This window comes from Streptomyces sp. NPDC001194 (assembly GCF_042896985.1).
Taxonomy (GTDB): Bacteria; Actinomycetota; Actinomycetes; order Streptomycetales; family Streptomycetaceae; genus Streptomyces.
Map to the genome: position 1 here is coordinate 62,616 of NZ_JBIAXU010000022.1, position 17,347 is coordinate 79,962.

The following is a 17,347-nucleotide window of genomic DNA, read 5'->3' on the forward strand; positions in this document are numbered from 1 at the left end:
GCTCGCGGGGCCTTCCCGCGTTTCGGAGTCGGTACGGGGTCGGGGACGGAGGGTCGGGGGATCGGGTCGGGGGATCGGGCCGGCGGACGGCTCAGCCGAACTTGCGGGCCGCCCTGCGCAGGTCGTACTCGTGGATGATCGCCTTGGCCTGGCCGTACGAGAGTTCGTGCGCGCCGCGCAGCCAGCTGACCTTTTCCTCGAACCGGACGAGAGAGGGGCCGTCGTCCACGGCGCGGAGCCAGTCGGACACTTCACGACCGGTGGTCAGGGGGATTCTGTCGATCATGTTGCGGTGGGTCTGCTCGGAGAACTCTACGGACATGGGCGCCTCCGGAGGTATCGCCGTTCTGTGCTGTTCTCTTCACGCCACCGTGCCGGAGAGTTCGCCCGTTGGCAATGGCGCCGCGGCGGCGCGTAAGGTCGGCCGGGTGCTTGATACTTCGCCTCTGACCGCCGCCGTGGAACGTTTCGCCGACCGGCTGCGGGCCATGCCGCAGAGCCGTCTCCGGCGCGGGGCCGCCGCCGAGGCGCTGGAGCTGGCCCGCGAGCTCTCCGTACGGGCCCAGGCGCTGGAGGCGCCGTGGCGGGGCGCGGGGGCGGCTCCGGCGCGGGAGATGCCCGACGCGGGCGTGTTCGTGGTCGGGGATCAGGTGGCGGTGGCCGGACTGGACCTCGCGGAGGCGCTGCGCGCCGCCGCCGAGGGGCCGCTGGGGCTCCCGGACACAGCGAAGGCCCCGTCCGAGATGCTGGACGAGGCCGTACGGCTGGTGGAGCGGGCGGAAGCCGGAGCGACGCGGTGATCAGGGCGGCGCCGTGATCGCGGTGGCGCCGCGGATCAGAGCGACGCGATGACGCGGTCCGCGAGGATGTAGACGTTGCTGTCCGGGTCCTGGGTGTCACCGCAGGAGAAGGTCAGCGCGTAGGCGCCCGAGATGCCGGAGCCGCCCAGCAGGACCGGCGCGGTGCCCGAGCGCAGTGCCTCGGCGAGGCGCTCGGCCGTCTCCCGGTGGCCCGGGGTCATGCAGAGCGTGGTGCCGTCGGTGAAGACGTACACGTCGAGCGTGCCCAGCGGGCCCGGGCGGACGTCCGCGAGGGCCGTGCGGGCCTCCGCGAGCTCCTCCAGGCGCGAGACGGTGCGCTCGTGGTCGGCGCCGGGGGCCGGGGCCTGGACCGGTACGAAGTCGGGGTGCGAGGGGTGGCGCCGGCGGGCGGCGGCCAGCTCGGCCGAGTCCTCGGGGTAGTCGTCGGCGGCTTCGTCGCCGAGGAGCGGCTCCAGACCCACCAGGTCGGCCTGACGGGGCAGGAAGACGGCCGGGCCGTCCTCGCCGAGGCCGGGCAGCCCGCCCAGCAGCGAGGGAGCGTCGGCCGCGTCACGGGCCTCCTGCGCGGCCCAGAAGGCCCGCGCCTCGGCGAGCTCGCGCTCGCGCTCCTCGGCCAGGGCCTCGGCGACGGCGGCTCGTATCTCGGCGGCGGGGGACTGCACGGCACTGCGGGCGTGCGGGACGGTCGTGCCGCGGGTGTGGGCGGGTGCCGCCAGCTCACCGCGGAGGGCCGTCACCTGCTTGCGCAGGCCGTGTACGGCGTGCAGCGCAGCAGCGCCCACGGTCGCGGCGGCGGCCGTGGTCAGCAGCAGGGCAAGAGACATGGCGCTCACTGACTAACTCCTGATTGATTCGATCCCCCGACTTCCTACATCAGAGTGTCCTGACCTGGGAATGGCGTGCAGTGCATTACGTCACGAATTGGACAGGGCTTTCGTCACACTCGGGACCTGCAAATCTGCTCTGACCTGCGGAAATGCCAAACCCCCAGGACTAAGGTCACATCCTGGGGGAGATTCGGTCACAGGTCGGCCGCGACGGGATTAGATTCGGCGTCAGTACGCCGCAAGGGATCAAGCAGATCCCTTGCGGCGCCTGGACGGTGGAATCAGCTCGGCCGCTCGCCTCTTCCGGTCGCGCTGGTCTTCGCCACCGCTGAGGGCAGGCGTCGCCGCTCGTTCCTCACGGCGACCCCTACCCTCCGCTCCGGCTCAGCTCAGCCGCTCGATGACCATCGCCATGCCCTGGCCGCCGCCCACGCACATGGTCTCGAGGCCGAACTGCTTGTCGTGGAACTGGAGGCTGTTGATCAGCGTGCCGGTGATGCGGGCACCGGTCATCCCGAAGGGGTGACCGACGGCGATGGCGCCACCGTTGACGTTCAGCTTCTCCAGCGGGATCTCCAGGTCCCGGTACGACGGGATGACCTGGGCCGCGAAGGCCTCGTTGATCTCGAACAGGTCGATGTCGCCGACGGTCAGCCCGGCGCGCTTGAGGGCCTGCTTCGAGGCCTCGACCGGGCCGAGGCCCATGATCTCGGGGGAGAGGCCGGTGACACCGGTGGAGACGATCCGGGCCAGCGGGGTCAGGCCCAGCTCCCGCGCCTTGGTGTCGCTCATGATGACCAGCGCGGCGGCGCCGTCGTTGAGCGGGCAGCAGTTGCCGGCCGTGACCAGGCCGTCGGGGCGGAAGACGGGCTTGAGGCCCTGGACGCCCTCCAGGGTGACGCCGGCGCGCGGGCCGTCGTCCGTGGAGACGACCGTGCCGTCCGGGGTGGTGACCGGGGTGATCTCCCGCTCCCAGAAGCCGTTCTTGATGGCGGCCTCGGCGAGGTTCTGCGAGCGGACGCCGAACTCGTCCATGTCCTGGCGGGTCACGCCCTTGAGGCGGGCCAGGTTCTCGGCGGTCTGGCCCATCGAGATGTAGGCGTCGGGGACGAGGCCCTCCGCGCGCGGGTCCTGCCACGAGGAGCCCTCGGTCTGCGCGACGGCGGCCGTACGGGCCTCCGCGTCGGCGAAGAGCGGGTTGTGGGTGTCGGGCCAGGAGTCGGAGTTGCCCTTGGCGAACCGCGAGACCGTCTCGACACCGGCCGAGATGAAGACGTCGCCCTCGCCCGCCTTGATGGCGTGCAGCGCCATGCGGGAGGTCTGCAGGGAGGAGGAGCAGTAGCGGGTGATCGTGGTGCCGGGCAGGAAGTCCATGCCCATCTGCACGGCCACGATGCGGGCCAGGTTGTTGCCCTGCTCGCCGCCCGGGAGGCCGCAGCCGAGCATCAGGTCGTCGATCTGGCGCGGGTCCAGCTCGGGGACCTTGGCGAGGGCGGCCTGGATGATCGTGGCGGTCAGGTCGTCCGGGCGCACGTCCTTGAGGGACCCCTTGAAGGCGCGCCCGATCGGGGAGCGGGCGGCGGAAACGATGACTGCTTCGGGCATCGGGGCTCCAAGGGGGGTGAGTTGCGGCTCGTTGCTGGACCGCAAGCGAAGTTACCGGCCCGTACGGTCGAGGTCACCGACTTGGGCGTGTGATGCCGGTCGCTCCGCCGGTGCAACGCGCCCGGCGGGGCTTCTGTTCCACCCCGGCGCGTCCCCACGCCTCGAACGCCCCCGGGGGCCGGACGTACCCGGCCCCCGGGGGGACGTCAGCTCGGGGACGGGGTGTCGGCCCGGGGCGGCAGGGCCGGGCCCGCCGACCGCGGGGCCGAAGCCGTGAGGTCCTCGGCCGGGACCCGCCTGCGGCGGCGGTGCTTCAGCAGGGCCCACGGCCCGCGGGCCGGGGTGACCTCCGTGCCCGCCTGCCCGGCGGCGGCCGACGCGGCCTTGGCCACCGGCAGCATGTCCTCGTTCCGCGCCACCTCCAGCCGGTCCGACTCCGGCCACAGCGACAGCGCCGCGCACAGCGTGGGCAGGACGGCCATGGCCGCCGTCGCGTAGCCCTCCGCCGACGGGTGGTAGGAGTCCGGGCCGAACATCTCGCGCGGGTTCGCCGCGAACTCCGGACCCAGCAGGTCCCCCATGGAGACCGTACGGGCCCCCAGGGCGACGACCCCTATCGTCTGGGCGGCCGCCAGCTGGCGCGAGACCCGCCGGGCCAGCCACCGCAGCGGCTGGTAGACGGGCTCGATGGTGCCCAGGTCGGGGCAGGTGCCGACCACCACTTCGGTGCCCGCGAGCCGCAGTCTCCGTACGGCCGAGGTCAGGTGCCGCACGGACTGCGTCGGCGGCATGCGCCGCGTCACGTCGTTCGCGCCGATCATGATCACGCACACGTCCGGCGGCGGCGGCTCCCCGTCCAGGAGCAGCCCCGCCTGCCGGTCGAGGTCGTCGGACATGGCCCCGGAGACGGCCACGTTCCGCAGCTCCACCGGCCGCTCGGCCACCGCCGCCAGCCCCGAGGCCAGCAGCGCGGCCGGGGTCTGCCTGGCCCGGCGCACGCCGAGCCCGGCCGCCGTGGAGTCGCCCATCATGCCGAGCCGCAGCGGGGCCTGGCCGGGCTGCGGACCGGCGGCGGCCAGCGCCGCGAACTCGCTCCCGTACAGCCCGTCCGCCCGCGGCGGATCACCGAGCCCGGTGCCCACCGTCCGCTTCGCGAACTGCACCTCCGCCAGCACCAGCCCCACGGCGGCGGCTCCGACCAGCCCGAGCCCGCCTCCGCCGTACGCCGCGCCCGCCGCGATCCGGCGGGCCGTCCTCGCTCTGGACACCCCTCGAGCCACCTCCCTTTCCCGTCGGGTCTCGATGACCTACCTGCCCCGTAGTGCCGGTCGGCCAATCCCTTTCCGCTTAGTCTGGCGGGACCTCCCGGAGAACCCGTGGAGTCCCCTCCCTGGAGAACATGGTGCAATTCCACGACTCGATGATCAGCCTCGTCGGCAACACCCCGCTGGTGAAGCTCAACCGTGTGACCGAAGGCCTGCAGGCCACCGTCCTTGCCAAGGTCGAGTACTTCAATCCCGGTGGATCCGTGAAGGACCGGATCGCCGTCCGGATGATCGAGGCCGCCGAGCAGAGCGGTGCCCTCAAGCCCGGCGGCACCATCGTGGAGCCCACCAGCGGCAACACCGGTGTAGGACTCGCCATCGTGGCCCAGCAGAAGGGCTACAAGTGCATCTTCGTCTGCCCTGACAAGGTGTCCATGGACAAGATCAACGTGATGCGCGCGTACGGAGCCGAGGTCGTGGTCTGCCCGACCGCCGTCGACCCGGAGCACCCGGACTCGTACTACAACGTCTCCGACCGCCTCGCGCGCGAGCCCGGCGCCTGGAAGCCCGACCAGTACAGCAACCCGAACAACCCCCGTTCGCACTACGAGACCACCGGTCCCGAGCTGTGGGACCAGACGGACGGGAAGATCACCCACTTCGTCGCGGGCGTCGGCACGGGCGGCACGATTTCGGGTACGGGCAACTACCTCAAGGAGGTGTCCGGCGGCAAGGTCAAGGTCATCGGCGCCGACCCCGAGGGCTCGGTCTACTCCGGCGGCTCGGGCCGTCCGTACCTGGTCGAGGGCGTCGGCGAGGACTTCTGGCCGACCGCCTACGACCCGGACGTGACGGACGAGATCATCGCGGTGTCCGACAAGGACTCCTTCCAGATGACCCGCCGCCTCGCCAAGGAGGAGGGCCTGCTCGTCGGCGGCTCCTGCGGCATGGCGGTCGTCGCGGCGCTCAAGGCCGCCGAGGGCCTCGGCCCGGACGACGTGGTCGTCGTCCTGCTGCCGGACAGCGGCCGCGGCTACCTCAGCAAGATCTTCAGCGACGAGTGGATGGCGGGACACGGCTTCCTGGAGGAGGCCGGCCCCGCCGCGCGCATCGGCGACGTGCTGAACGACAAGGAGGGCGGCATCCCCTCCCTGGTCCACATGCACCCCGAGGAGACCGTGGGCGAGGCCATCGAGGTGCTGCGCGAGTACGGCGTCTCGCAGATGCCGATCGTCAAGCCCGGCGCCGGCCACCCGGACGTGATGGCCGCCGAGGTCATCGGCTCGGTCGTGGAGAAGGAGCTGCTGGCGGCGCTGTTCGCGAAGCAGGCCTCGCTGTCGGACCCGCTGGAGAAGCACATGAGCCGGCCGCTGCCGCAGGTCGGTTCGGGCGAGCCGGTCTCCGAGCTGATGTCCGTACTGGGCGAGGCGGACGCGGCGATCGTGCTGGTCGAGGGCAAGCCGACCGGTGTGGTGAGCCGTCAGGACCTGCTGGCGTTCCTCGCCAAGGGCGCGAAGTAGCCGAACTGCCGCGAGGAATGGCCGAAGTGCCCGTCGCACAAAAGGTACGGGCCCGTCATGTGGCGGCAGCACCGGCTTAACACGGCTCCGGCACAGTGGTGGTTGTCGGCAGGGGCGCGAACGCTCCGGCCGGCACCACCGAACGGCGTTGGCGTACTTCCGGAGCGGCTCCCGGACCGCGCGAACGCCACGGACGCGGACGGCCCTGACCCGGCCCGTGTCCTTCGCGGGGACCGCCGTCGTCCCGCCCCTCGCTCAGCGAGGGTGCGGCGGTCCCCGCGCACACTCCTTCCGCGCCCTCCCCGCCCGCGAACGTCTCGCGGAGCGGTCCGCGGCTTGCCGTGCTGCATAACCGCATGCAGAGTGCTCCGTGACTGAATAAGCACGGGGACGGAGGGGTCGGGATGAGCGACAGCCCGGCAGCGCGGCTGCAGAAGCTGTTTGAGGGGCACCGGCTGACACCCACCCAGCGCCGGATCGCCCACTGCATGGTGCGCGGGGCGGCCGACGTGCCGTTCCTGTCGAGCGTGGAGCTCGCGGAGCTGGCCGGGGTGAGCCAGCCCTCGGTGACCCGTTTCGCGGTGGCGCTCGGCTTCGACGGGTATCCGGCGCTGCGCCGGCACCTGCGCGAGGTGGCGCCGGCCGAGCGCGCGGCCGCGGCCGCGCAGGACGACGCGTACAACGAGTACCAGCAGGCCGTCCAGGGCGAGATCGAGAACCTGCGGCAGCTGTCGGCGATGCTCGCCGACCCGTCGCCGGTCGAGGAGGCCGGGCGGGTGCTGGCCGCCTCCAGCCCGCTGCCCGTACTGGGGCTGCGGGCGGCGTCCTCCCAGGCGCGCGGGTTCGCGTACTTCGCCGCCAAGGTGCATCCGGACGTACGGCTCCTCGACGAGGGCGGCTCGATGCTCGCCGACCGGATCGACGCGGCGGCCGGGGCGGGGGCCTCGGCGCTGCTGTGCTTCGCGCTGCCGCGGTATCCGCGGGAGGTGGCGGAGGCGCTGGACCACGCGCGGGAGGCGGGGCTCACGGTGGTGACGGTCGCCGATTCGGCCTTCGCGCCGGTGGCCCGCTCCTCGGACCTCCTGATCCCGGCGCCGGTGGGCACGGGTCTGGCCTTCGACACGGCGTGCGCGCCGATGCTGCTGGGCCGCGTCCTCCTGGAGGCCATGGCCGACGCCCTCCCCGATGCCCAGGCCCGCCTGGAGGCCTTCGACGCCCGCGCGGCGTCCCGCGGCCTGTTCGTGGAGTAGCGGTCCGCGGAGCGGTGCTCCGTCACAGGAGCGCGTCCCGGGAGCCGCCCCCCGCCTCCGCCACCAGGGAGGCGGGGGACTGGGCCGGGCGGACCGGGGTGAAGCGGGTTTCGCCGGCCGGGGTGGTGCGGAAGCCGTGGACCGCGGGGCGGGGGAGGCTGTTGTAGCCGTAGTGGGCCGTGAAGAAGTACGCCCCCGTGTCCGGGACCGCGATCAGGTCGCCCGGGGCCAACTCCGGGAGCTCCCGGGCCGTGGCCAGGAGGTCGCCGGCGAAGCAGGCCGGGCCCGCGATGTCCTGGGGGACCGGCGGGCCCGTCTTCGGGGCGCCCTTCGCGTCGTACGGCAGGATCCGCAGCGGCCAGGCCGCCGGCGCGTACACCGTACGGGTGGCCAGCTGGACCCCCGCGTGCGTCAGCGCGATGCGGCGGCCCCCGGTGGTCTTCGTGTACTCGACCCGGGAGAGCGCCAGCCCGTGCTTGGCCAGCAGTGACCTGCCGAACTCCGTCACCAGGCCGTAGCGGCCGTCGAACAGGGCCGGGACCGCTTCCCGGAGGGCGGCCACGTACTGCGCGTACGTCGGCGCCTGCGCGTCCGAGGCGAAGTCCACCGGCAGGCCCCCGCCGATGTCGAGGGTGTCGACCTGGCGGCGTCCGGCCGCCGTGTTGATCTCCTCGGCGAGGGCGTGCAGGTCCCGGACCCCCTCCGCGATCAGGGGGAGGGGGACGCCCTGGGAGCCCGAGTGGACGTGCAGCCGGGTCAGCCACGGGCGGTCGGCGTAGGCGCGCACCAGCCACTCGCGGGCACCCGGGTCCCGCAGCGCGATCCCGAACTTCGACGTGGCCGTCGCCGTGGACAGGGCGCCGATGGTGCCCGCGCCCGTCTGGGGGTTGATGCGGATCCCGATCGGTGAGCGCGGGGGAGCGCCCGCGACCAGTTCGTCCAGGCGGTCCAGCTCCTGGCGGTTGTCCGCGTTCACCGCGATCCCGAGCGCCAGTGCCTCGCGCAGCTCGGCCACCGTCTTGGCGGGGGAGTCCAGCACCGTGCGCTCCGGCTCCACCCCCGCCGCCCGGGCCAGCGCCAGCTCGCCCGGGCCGGCCACCTCGCAGCCCAGGCCGAGCTCCGCCAGCAGCCGCAGCACCGGTACGAGCGGGCAGGCCTTCACGGCGAAGGCGTGCAGGAGCGGCGTACCCGGCGCCACCGCCGCCGCGAAGGCGCCGGTCAGGGCGGTGGCGGAGGCGCGGATCCCGGCCACGTCCAGCAGGCAGACCAGGGGCGGCGTGCCCTCCGCCCCGCCCACCAGGCCCTGCTCCACCGCGGCCCGTACGGCCAGATCCCGGCGCGTCGCCGCGTCCGGAGCGTCCATCGCGTGCGTCTCGGCAGCCATGTCCGCCAGCCAATCATCCGGCCGCCCGCCCCGCAGCTGTTGACTGAATCTATTCAGGAAGCCAGGATGTGAATAGATTGCCCAACATCGGAGGAGGCACCGCCATGTCAGGACCCCGCCCCGTACGCGCTGCGCGCGGCACCGAGCTCAGCACCCTGGGATGGCAGCAGGAAGCCGCCCTCCGGATGCTGCAGAACAACCTCGACCCCGAGGTCGCCGAGCACCCCGACAAGCTCGTCGTCTACGGCGGCACCGGCAAGGCCGCCCGCGACTGGCGCTCGTACGACGCGATGGTCCGCACCCTGCGCACCCTCAAGCAGGACGAGACGATGCTCGTGCAGTCCGGCCGCCCGGTCGGCGTGATGCAGACCCACGAGTGGGCGCCGCGCGTGCTGCTCGCCAACTCCAACCTGGTCGGCGACTGGGCCAACTGGGAGGAGTTCCGGCGCCTGGAGTCCCTCGGTCTGACCATGTACGGCCAGATGACCGCCGGTTCCTGGATCTACATCGGCACCCAGGGCATCCTCCAGGGCACCTACGAGACCTTCGCGGCCGTCGCCGCCAAGAAGTTCAACGGGACCCTCGCCGGCACCATCACCCTCACCGCCGGCCTCGGCGGCATGGGCGGCGCCCAGCCGCTGGCCGTGACGATGAACGACGGCGTCGCGATCTGCATCGACGTCGACCCGCGCGCCATCGACCGCCGCATCGAGCACCGCTACCTGGACGTCAAGGCCGACGACCTGCGCCACGCCCTCCAGCTGGCCGTCGAGGCCCGCGACGCCCGCAAGCCGCTCTCCATCGGCCTCCTCGGCAACGCCGCCGAGCTGCTCCCGCAGATGCTCGCCGAGGGCGCCCCGATCGACATCGTGACGGACCAGACCTCCGCCCACGACCCGCTCGCGTACCTGCCCGTCGGCGTCGACTTCGACGACATGGCGGCGTACGCGGCCAAGGACCCGGCCGGGTTCACCACCCGCGCCCGCGAGTCGATGGCGAAGCACGTCGAGGCCATGGTCGGCTTCATGGACGCGGGCGCCGAGGTCTTCGACTACGGCAACTCCATCCGCGGCGAGGCCCAGCTGGCCGGCTACGACCGCGCGTTCGCCTTCCCCGGCTTCGTCCCGGCCTACATCCGCCCCCTCTTCTGCGAGGGCAAGGGCCCCTTCCGCTGGGCGGCACTGTCCGGCGAGGCCTCGGACATCCACAAGACCGACAAGGCGATGCTGGAGCTCTTCCCCGAGAACGAGTCCCTCCACCGCTGGATCAAGATGGCCGGCGAGCGCGTCCACTTCCAGGGCCTGCCTGCGCGCATCTGCTGGCTCGGCTACGGCGAGCGAGACAAGGCGGGCGAGCGCTTCAACGAGATGGTGGCCGACGGCACCCTCGCCGCCCCGCTGGCCATCGGCCGCGACCACCTCGACTGCGGCTCGGTGGCCTCCCCGTACCGCGAGACCGAGGCCATGCTCGACGGCTCCGACGCGATCGCCGACTGGCCGCTGCTCAACGCCATGGTCAACGTCGCCTCCGGTGCCTCCTGGGTCTCGATCCACCACGGCGGCGGCGTCGGCATGGGCCGCTCCATCCACGCCGGCCAGGTCACCGTCGCCGACGGCACCAAGCTCGCGGGCGAGAAGATCCGCCGCGTGCTCACCAACGACCCCGGCATGGGCGTCATCCGCCACGTCGACGCGGGCTACGACATCGCCGAGACGGTGGCGGACGAGCGCGGCGTCCGCGTCCCCATGCGCGAGGGCGACGACGCGTGAGCGACAACCCCGCCGGGGCGACCTCGTTCCACGGCATGTGGAACGAGCTCGCCCCCATCGGCCGCAACGCCGAATCCGGCGGCTACCGCCGCTACGCGTGGACCGGGGCCGACGCCGACTGCCGGACCTGGTTCCAGGCGCAGGCCGAGGCCCGCGGTCTCGCGTACGAGACCGACCGCAACGGCAACCAGTGGGCCTGGCTCGGCGACCCCCTCGCCGGTGACGCCGTCGTCACCGGCTCCCACCTGGACTCCGTGCCCGACGGCGGCGCCTTCGACGGCCCCCTCGGCGTGGTGTCCTCCTTCGCGGCCCTGGACGAACTCCGCAGGAGGGGCGTGGAGTTCGCCAGGCCACTGGCCATCACCAACTTCGGCGACGAGGAAGGGGCCCGCTTCGGCCTCGCCTGCGTCGGCTCCCGGCTGACCGCCGGGCAGCTGACCAAGGAGAAGGCGTACGAGCTCCGCGACGCCGACGGGGTCAGCCTGCCCGAGGCCATGGAGGCCGCCGGGTACGACCCCTCGGCGATCGGCGCCGACCCGCAGCGGCTGTCGCGCATCGGCGCGTTCGTCGAGCTCCACGTCGAGCAGGGCCGGGCCCTGGACCTGTCCGGCGACGCCGTCGGCATCGCGTCCGCCATCTGGCCGCACGGCCGCTGGCGGTTCGACTTCCGCGGCGAGGCCAACCACGCCGGCACCACCCGTCTGGTGGACCGCCGCGACCCGATGCTCACGTACGCGTCGACGGTCCTGGCCGCCCGTACGGAGGCGGCCCTCGCCGGCGCCGTCGCGACCTTCGGCAAGATCTCCGTCGAGCCGAACGGCGTCAACGCCATCCCCTCGCTGGTACGCGGCTGGCTCGACTCCCGCGCCGCCGACCAGGCGACGCTGGACACCGTGGTCACCGCCATCGAGAAGGCCGCCCGCGAGCGCGCCGACCAGGACGGCATCGACCTGGCCGTCGTACGGGAGTCCTTCACCCCGGTCGTCGAGTTCGAGCACGCCCTGCGCGACGAGATGAACCGCATCCTCGGCGGCTCGGTCCCCGTCCTCGGCACCGGGGCGGGACACGACGCCGGAATCCTCTCCGCGGCCGTCCCGACCGCGATGCTGTTCGTACGGAACCCGACCGGCGTCTCCCACTCGCCGAAGGAGTTCGCCCCCGAGGACGACTGCGTGGCCGGTGTCCTCGCGCTGGCCGACGTACTGGAAGGACTGGCCTGCCGGTGAAGACGTACTGGTTGGAACACGCCTGGCTCGGCACGCACGTCGAGCCCGGCGTGGCCCTGACCGTGTCCATCGGCGGCTCCGCCGCGGGGGGCGCCGACGGGCGGATCAGCACCCTGCGGACCGGGGTCGAGACCCCGCCGCCGGGCGCCGAGGTGCTGCGGGGCCTGACCGTTCCCGGGCTGGCCAACGCGCACTCGCACGCCTTCCACCGGGCGCTGCGCTCGCTGGTGCAGGTGGGCTCCGGGACCTTCTGGACCTGGCGCGAGTTCATGTACCAGGTCGCCCAGAACCTCACCCCCGACACGTACTTCGCGCTCGCGCGGGCCGTGTACGCGGAGATGGCGCTGGCCGGCATCACCAACGTCGGCGAGTTCCACTACGTGCACCACGCGCCGGGCGGCGCCCCGTACGCCGACCCCAACGCGATGGGCGAGGCGCTGATCGAGGCGGCCGCGGCGGCCGGCATCCGGATCACCCTGCTCGACACGGCATACCTCTCGTCGGGCTTCGGCGAGGCCCCCAACCACCACCAGCTGCGGTTCTCGGACGGGGCGGCCGAGGCGTGGGCGGAACGGGTCTCGGCCCTGAAGCCGCGCGGGCACGCGCTGATCGGCGCGGCGATCCACTCGGTGCGCGCCGTACCGGCGGACCAGCTGGGCACCGTCGCCCGCTGGGCGCAGGAGCGGCGGGCCCCGCTGCACGTGCACCTCTCGGAGCAGACCGCCGAGAACGAGGCCTGCCAGGCCGCGCACGGCCGCACGCCGACGCAGCTGCTGGCCGACCACGGGGTGCTCGGCCCGCACACCACCGGCGTCCACAACACGCACCTCACCGACACGGACATCGCCCTGCTGGGCGGGACCACCACCGGTACGTGCATGTGCCCCACCACCGAACGCGACCTCGCGGACGGCATCGGCCCGGCGACCCGGCTCCAGCACGCGGGCAGCCCGCTGTCCCTGGGCAGCGACAGCCACGCGGTGATCGACCTGCTGGAAGAGGCACGCGCGATGGAGCTGAACGAGCGCCTGCGCAGCCGCACCCGGGGCCACTGGACGGCGAACTCCCTGCTCACGGCCGCCACCGAGGACGGCCACGCCGCCCTCGGGCTGCCGGACGCGGGCCGCTTGGAGGTCGGCGCGCTCGCGGACTTCACCACGATCGCGCTGGACTCCGTGCGCACGGCAGGTCCGCTGCCGCGGCTCGGCGCCGAGACGGCCGTCTTCGCGGCCACGGCCTCGGACGTCCGCCACACGGTGGTCGGCGGCCGCCACATCGTCCGCGACGGCGCGCACACCCTCGTCCCGGACGTCCCGTCCGCCCTGTCCGAGTCGATCGCGGCCGTCCGCGGCTGACGCCCGGAAGCCCCCCACCCGCCCTTCCCCCGTTCCCCGGGGCACCGCCGCCGACCCCGATACCGGCGTACCGCGCCCGGTGCACCCGGGTGCGGGGGCAGAGCCCCCAGGAGCGGGGGCCGGGGCCTCAGGCCCCGGTTTCGGGAAGGGGCGGGGTGGGGGAAACGAACCTCCCGAGAGGAACCCATGACCACCACCCTCGTCACCAACATCGGCAGCCTCGTCACCAACGACCCCTCCCTCGGCGACGGGTCACCCCTCGGCCTGATCGAGAACGCGGCCGTCGTCATCGACGGCGAGACCATCGCCTGGGTCGGCCCCGCCGGCCGGGCCCCGGGCGCCGACTCCGCGTTCGACGCGAACGGCCGCGCGGTCATCCCCGGCTTCGTCGACTCCCACTCCCACCTCGTCTTCGCGGGCGACCGCACGCAGGAGTTCAACGCCCGGATGTCCGGCCGCGCCTACTCCGCCGGCGGCATCCGCACCACCGTCGCCGCCACCCGCGCCGCCACCGACGCCGAGCTGGAAGCGGGCCTCGTCCGCCACCTCGACGAGGCCCGCCGCCAGGGCACCACCACCTTCGAGACCAAGTCGGGCTACGGCCTCACCGTCGCCGACGAGGCCCGTGCCCTGCGCATCGCCGCCGCGCACACCGAGGAGGTCACCTACCTCGGCGCGCACATCGTCTCGCCCGACTACGCCGAGGACCCGGCCGGCTACGTCGACCTCGTCACCGGCGAGATGCTGACGGCCTGCGCCCCGTACGCCCGCTGGGTCGACGTGTTCTGCGAGAAGGGCGCCTTCGACGGCGACCAGGCCCGCGCGATCCTCACCGCCGGCGCCGCCGCCGGGCTGATCCCGCGCGTCCACGCCAACCAGCTCTCCTACGGCCCCGGCGTGCAGCTCGCCGTGGAGCTGGAGGCCGCCTCCGCCGACCACTGCACCCACCTCACCGACTCCGACGTCGACGCCCTGGTCCAGGCCGCGGACACCACCGTCGCCACCCTCCTGCCCGGCGCCGAGTTCTCCACCCGCGCGCAGTGGCCCGATGCCCGCCGCCTGATCGACGCGGGCGCCACCGTCGCGCTGTCCACGGACTGCAACCCGGGCTCCTCGTACACGAGCTCGATGCCCTTCTGCATCGCCCTCGCCGTGCGCGACATGGGGATGACCCCGGACGAGGCGCTCTGGTCGGCCACCGCCGGCGGCGCCCGCGCACTGCGCCGCGGCGACATCGGCCGGATCGCCCCCGGGGCCCGCGCCGACCTGGCCCTCCTGGAGGCTCCGAGCCACGTCCACCTGGCCTACCGGCCCGGTGTTCCGCTGGTATCGGCGGTCTGGCAGAAGGGCGTCCGCGCGCACTGACGAACGGTCAATCCCGGCCTGTCCTTTGTCTTCCCTCCGTAAGGCCCCGGGCGTACCTTGAGCCACCAATCTGATGTCCCGTCAGGAACTTGTGGCACGAGGGGAAGACGAAGGTGTCCGACCGGAAACGCTCCACCGCGCTCGCGCTGGCCTCCGCGCTGGCCGGAACGGCGGTCCTGCTGGCCGCCCCCGCAGCCCATGCGGACGTCGTCGACGTCGCGTACGACTGCAAGACCCCCATCGGGGACAAGTCGGCGGTCTCGCCGATCGACATCAAGGCCGTCAAGGAGGGCGACGGGTACAAGCTGACGATGTCCTTCCAGAAGGGCGTCTCGTCCAGCCCCGTCGAACTCGGCAAGGGCGCCATGAGCCCCAGCGCCGTCGTCCTCGTCGCAGGCGCCGAGACGGCGTCGGTGCCGGTCTCGGGAGCGTCCAACCCCGAGGCCGTGCCCGCCAACACCCCCATCAAGATCACCGACCTCTCGGGCACCTACACCCCCAAGAAGAGCGGCAAGGTCACCTTCACCGCGGGCGTGCTCACCATCAAGGCACTGGGGACCACCACCACCTGCACTCCGGGCAACAGCCCCAAGCCCTCGCTGGAGCTGGACGTGACGGGCGCCGCGTCGTCCGGCGGCTCCGACGCCGCGCAGGACACCCTCCCGCAGACCGGTCCCACCGACTCCGCCCTGGCCCTCGGCACCCTCGGCGCCACCGTGCTGCTGACCGGCGCCGCCGGAGTGCTCTGGCTGACCCGGCGCGGCCAGCGGGCCCCCCGGTCCTGAACGGAGCACCCCCGGCCATGCCCGTGCTCCACACCCCCACCCCCTTGTCCCCCACGGCCGCCACCGGCCGGCGCCTGTGCACCGCGCTGCTCGCCGCGGCCCTGCTGCTGGGGGCCGCGGGCGGCGCCACCGCCGCCTCCGACACCTCCGGCCCCGCTGCCTCCGGCCCAGCCGCCTCCGGAGCCGACGAGGCCGGCTGGACCGCAGAGCCCGCGGCGGCGGGCACCGCGCCGGCGCGCCCGTACTTCTACCTCGCGGGCCCCGCCGGAACCGTCCTGGAGGACCGGCTGGCCCTGACCAACACCTCCGACCGGGAGCGCACCGTGACCCTGCGCGGGGCCGACGCCTACAACACGGCCGCCGGCGCCCTCGCCGTCCGCCCGGCCGAGGCCGAGGGCTCCCGCAGCGGCGCGGACCCGGGCGCCGGCTCCTGGTTCAGCTTCGGGGCCGCCACCACCGTGAAGGTCCCGCCCCGCACCCGCGCGGTGGTCCCCTTCACCGTCACCCTGCCGCCCGCCTCCCTCCCCGGCGACCACCCGGCCGCCGTGATCGCCGCCGCGGACGGCCGCGAGGCGGGCGTACGGGTCCACCTGCGCGTGGGCGGCCCGACGCTGGCCGCCCTCACGGTCGAGGACGTCTCCGTACGCGGCCGGGGCGCCCGCACGGTCGTCGCCTACACCCTGGTCAACCGGGGCAACGTGGCCCTCGCCCCCGAACTGGCCCTGCGCGCCGAGGGCCTCTTCGGCGAGGTCCCGGGCCGCACCGCCCGCGCCCTGCCCCTGGAACTGCTCCCCGGCCAGCGGGTGTCGCTGACCGAGCCCTGGCCCGGAGCCCCGGTCCTCGACGACGTCGACCTCACCTTGACGGTCACCGCCCCCGGCGCGGCCCCGGCCACCGCGACCGCCTCCGCCCGGTTCCTGCCCTGGGGGGTCGCCGCCCGGGTCGGCGCCGGGCTGCTCGGCCTCGGCGGGGTCGCCCTGGCCGCGCTGCTCCTCGTGCGCGGCAGGCGGGGCCGGGGCGCGGCGACGGCGGACGAGGAGCCCGCACCCGCGGGGGAGCGGGCACCGGAACACGAGCTGACGGGAGCATTCAGGTGAGCGCGACGGTCGGCGGCAGGGCCATGGCCTTCATCGCGGCGGGGCTGGCGCTGTGCGCCCTGCTCCTCTTCCCGGCCCCGGCGGCGCTCGCCGCCGAGGGCAAGCCCGCCGTGGCGCTCTCGCTCCAGGAGGCCGCGAAGGGCACCGAGATCACCGTCACCGGGACCGGCTGGCGCGCCAAGACCCTGGTGATGCTGCTGGTCTGCGGGCAGAACATGATCGGCGGCACCAACAGCTGCGCCAACGCCGACGGGGCCGCGGTCTCCGTCGGCGACGACGGGCGCTTCGCCGCCCGGCTGGCCGTGGCCGCACCGCCCAAGCCCTGCCCCTGCGTGGTCAACGTGACCTCCGTCAACGGGGACCAGTCCACCGTGGCCGCCCCGCTGAAGATCACGGACCATCCGGTGGCCGAGCTGCCGGCCGAGTCCGGCACGGCGCGCCTGGCGATGCTCACCGGGGTCCGGCTGGAGGGCGGGGACGGGGTGCTGACCTGGTTCGGCGCCCCGCCCAGCCGGAAGTTCACGGTCACCGTCGGCAACCTCGGCTCGGCGCCCGTCAAGGATCCGGTCTTCCAGCTCGGGACCGCCCACGGGGTCTTCGCGCCGCTGTGGGACGAGGTCCGGTGGAAGGGCACGATCCCGCCGGGCGGCAAGGCGGAGGTCCGGCTGGACGTCAGCCTCGCGGCGGGGGCGCACGGGGACTACACCGTCTCCCTCAAGTACGGGGACACGGTCGTGGCGACCCAGCCCTGGGGCGTGGACCGCCCGTACGGGGTGCTGCTGTTCTGGGGCCTGCTCCTGCTGGTGGTCCCGGCCGCGGTCTTCCGCATCGGCATGGCCGTCGTGGACAGGGTCCGGCCGCGTTCGGCGGCGCCGGGCGGTGGCCGCCACCGGGGCGCGAAGGCGCCGTTCCCGGAGCAGGAGGCCGCCCGGCCGGCCGCGCCGGCCTCCCCCCAAGCCACCACGGCGGTCCTGCCGTGGTTCACCCCGGACAGCGCGCCGGGGCCGAGATCACCACACGTACCACAGGCGTCCGCACCGTCTGAGAACAGTCCGACGACGAAGGGACCTTTGTGAAG

Annotated in this window: 15 protein-coding genes; 10 read left to right on the plus strand and 5 right to left on the minus strand. The window is 73.7% G+C overall.

Features of this window, described 5'->3' with window-relative positions; translation table 11 throughout:
- Nucleotides 1–91: 91 nt before the first annotated feature.
- On the minus strand, nt 92–322 hold the full coding sequence (locus ACFY1T_RS31230; RefSeq protein WP_030865915.1) for a DUF4287 domain-containing protein: 231 nt from the start codon (nt 320–322) through the stop codon (nt 92–94).
- Nucleotides 323–428: 106 nt separating this feature from the next.
- Between ACFY1T_RS31230 and ACFY1T_RS31235 the strand changes: the two genes are divergently transcribed.
- Nucleotides 429–800: a hypothetical protein gene (locus ACFY1T_RS31235; protein WP_390791146.1), complete on the plus strand. Its 372-nt coding sequence runs from the start codon at nt 429–431 to the stop codon at nt 798–800.
- Between the two features lie 35 nt (nt 801–835).
- On the opposite strand, the gene ACFY1T_RS31240 is transcribed toward ACFY1T_RS31235, so the two are convergent.
- The 3 genes from ACFY1T_RS31240 to ACFY1T_RS31250 form a co-directional block, all read right to left on the minus strand.
- Nucleotides 836–1,645 carry a hypothetical protein gene (locus ACFY1T_RS31240; protein ID WP_390791188.1) on the minus strand — a complete coding sequence of 270 codons (810 nt, stop codon included), beginning with the start codon at nt 1,643–1,645 and terminating at the stop codon, nt 836–838.
- Between the two features lie 387 nt (nt 1,646–2,032).
- The gene (locus tag ACFY1T_RS31245) at nt 2,033–3,253 is read right to left on the minus strand and encodes an acetyl-CoA C-acetyltransferase (protein WP_030865921.1); all 1,221 of its coding nucleotides are present in this window, start codon (nt 3,251–3,253) and stop codon (nt 2,033–2,035) included.
- 206 nt (nt 3,254–3,459) lie between these two features.
- Complete coding sequence (locus ACFY1T_RS31250; protein WP_390791147.1) at nt 3,460–4,533, minus strand: SGNH/GDSL hydrolase family protein; 1,074 nt, start codon at nt 4,531–4,533, stop codon at nt 3,460–3,462.
- Nucleotides 4,534–4,655: 122 nt separating this feature from the next.
- Between ACFY1T_RS31250 and ACFY1T_RS31255 the strand changes: the two genes are divergently transcribed.
- Together ACFY1T_RS31255 and ACFY1T_RS31260 are read left to right on the plus strand one after the other, a co-directional pair.
- The gene (locus tag ACFY1T_RS31255; RefSeq protein WP_390791189.1) at nt 4,656–6,038 is read left to right on the plus strand and encodes a cystathionine beta-synthase; all 1,383 of its coding nucleotides are present in this window, start codon (nt 4,656–4,658) and stop codon (nt 6,036–6,038) included.
- 404 nt (nt 6,039–6,442) lie between these two features.
- Complete coding sequence (locus ACFY1T_RS31260) at nt 6,443–7,288, plus strand: MurR/RpiR family transcriptional regulator (protein WP_390791148.1); 846 nt, start codon at nt 6,443–6,445, stop codon at nt 7,286–7,288.
- A 22-nt stretch (nt 7,289–7,310) separates the two neighbouring features.
- On the opposite strand, the gene ACFY1T_RS31265 is transcribed toward ACFY1T_RS31260, so the two are convergent.
- The gene (locus tag ACFY1T_RS31265; protein ID WP_390791149.1) at nt 7,311–8,672 is read right to left on the minus strand and encodes a diaminopimelate decarboxylase; all 1,362 of its coding nucleotides are present in this window, start codon (nt 8,670–8,672) and stop codon (nt 7,311–7,313) included.
- A 104-nt stretch (nt 8,673–8,776) separates the two neighbouring features.
- On the opposite strand from ACFY1T_RS31265, the gene hutU reads away from it, so the two are divergent.
- The 7 genes from hutU (at nt 8,777) to ACFY1T_RS31300 (ending at nt 17,345) form a co-directional block, all read left to right on the plus strand.
- Nucleotides 8,777–10,441 (plus strand): urocanate hydratase, encoded by a 1,665-nt coding sequence (hutU, locus tag ACFY1T_RS31270; protein ID WP_390791150.1) that lies wholly within the window; start codon nt 8,777–8,779, stop codon nt 10,439–10,441.
- Between the two features lie 35 nt (nt 10,442–10,476).
- Nucleotides 10,477–11,667 carry an allantoate amidohydrolase gene (locus ACFY1T_RS31275; protein WP_390791190.1) on the plus strand — a complete coding sequence of 397 codons (1,191 nt, stop codon included), beginning with the start codon at nt 10,477–10,479 and terminating at the stop codon, nt 11,665–11,667.
- Nucleotides 11,658–13,022 (plus strand): formimidoylglutamate deiminase, encoded by a 1,365-nt coding sequence (locus ACFY1T_RS31280; protein ID WP_390791191.1) that lies wholly within the window; start codon nt 11,658–11,660, stop codon nt 13,020–13,022. Before ACFY1T_RS31275 ends, ACFY1T_RS31280 begins: the two co-directional genes overlap by 10 nt.
- A gap of 186 nt (nt 13,023–13,208) precedes the next feature.
- Nucleotides 13,209–14,387: an imidazolonepropionase gene (gene hutI / locus ACFY1T_RS31285; protein ID WP_390791151.1), complete on the plus strand. Its 1,179-nt coding sequence runs from the start codon at nt 13,209–13,211 to the stop codon at nt 14,385–14,387.
- Between the two features lie 113 nt (nt 14,388–14,500).
- A complete protein-coding gene (locus ACFY1T_RS31290; protein ID WP_390791152.1) occupies nt 14,501–15,172 on the plus strand; it encodes an LPXTG cell wall anchor domain-containing protein in 672 nt (223 codons plus the stop codon).
- Between the two features lie 17 nt (nt 15,173–15,189).
- Nucleotides 15,190–16,269: a hypothetical protein gene (locus ACFY1T_RS31295; protein WP_390791153.1), complete on the plus strand. Its 1,080-nt coding sequence runs from the start codon at nt 15,190–15,192 to the stop codon at nt 16,267–16,269.
- Nucleotides 16,270–16,292: 23 nt separating this feature from the next.
- Complete coding sequence (locus tag ACFY1T_RS31300; protein WP_390791192.1) at nt 16,293–17,345, plus strand: neocarzinostatin apoprotein domain-containing protein; 1,053 nt, start codon at nt 16,293–16,295, stop codon at nt 17,343–17,345.
- The last annotated feature ends 2 nt before the right edge of the window (nt 17,346–17,347 follow it).

Coding starts and splice junctions, on each gene's coding strand:
- ACFY1T_RS31230 (WP_030865915.1), bottom strand. CDS start 322: ATGTCCGTAGAGTTCTCCGAGCAGACCCACCGCAACATGATCGACAGA.
- ACFY1T_RS31240 (WP_390791188.1), bottom strand. CDS start 1,645: ATGTCTCTTGCCCTGCTGCTGACCACGGCCGCCGCCGCGACCGTGGGC.
- ACFY1T_RS31245 (WP_030865921.1), bottom strand. CDS start 3,253: ATGCCCGAAGCAGTCATCGTTTCCGCCGCCCGCTCCCCGATCGGGCGC.
- ACFY1T_RS31260 (WP_390791148.1), top strand. CDS start 6,443: ATGAGCGACAGCCCGGCAGCGCGGCTGCAGAAGCTGTTTGAGGGGCAC.
- ACFY1T_RS31265 (WP_390791149.1), bottom strand. CDS start 8,672: ATGGCTGCCGAGACGCACGCGATGGACGCTCCGGACGCGGCGACGCGC.
- hutU (WP_390791150.1), top strand. CDS start 8,777: ATGTCAGGACCCCGCCCCGTACGCGCTGCGCGCGGCACCGAGCTCAGC.
- ACFY1T_RS31275 (WP_390791190.1), top strand. CDS start 10,477: ATGTGGAACGAGCTCGCCCCCATCGGCCGCAACGCCGAATCCGGCGGC.
- hutI (WP_390791151.1), top strand. CDS start 13,209: ATGACCACCACCCTCGTCACCAACATCGGCAGCCTCGTCACCAACGAC.
- ACFY1T_RS31295 (WP_390791153.1), top strand. CDS start 15,190: ATGCCCGTGCTCCACACCCCCACCCCCTTGTCCCCCACGGCCGCCACC.
- ACFY1T_RS31300 (WP_390791192.1), top strand. CDS start 16,293: ATGGCCTTCATCGCGGCGGGGCTGGCGCTGTGCGCCCTGCTCCTCTTC.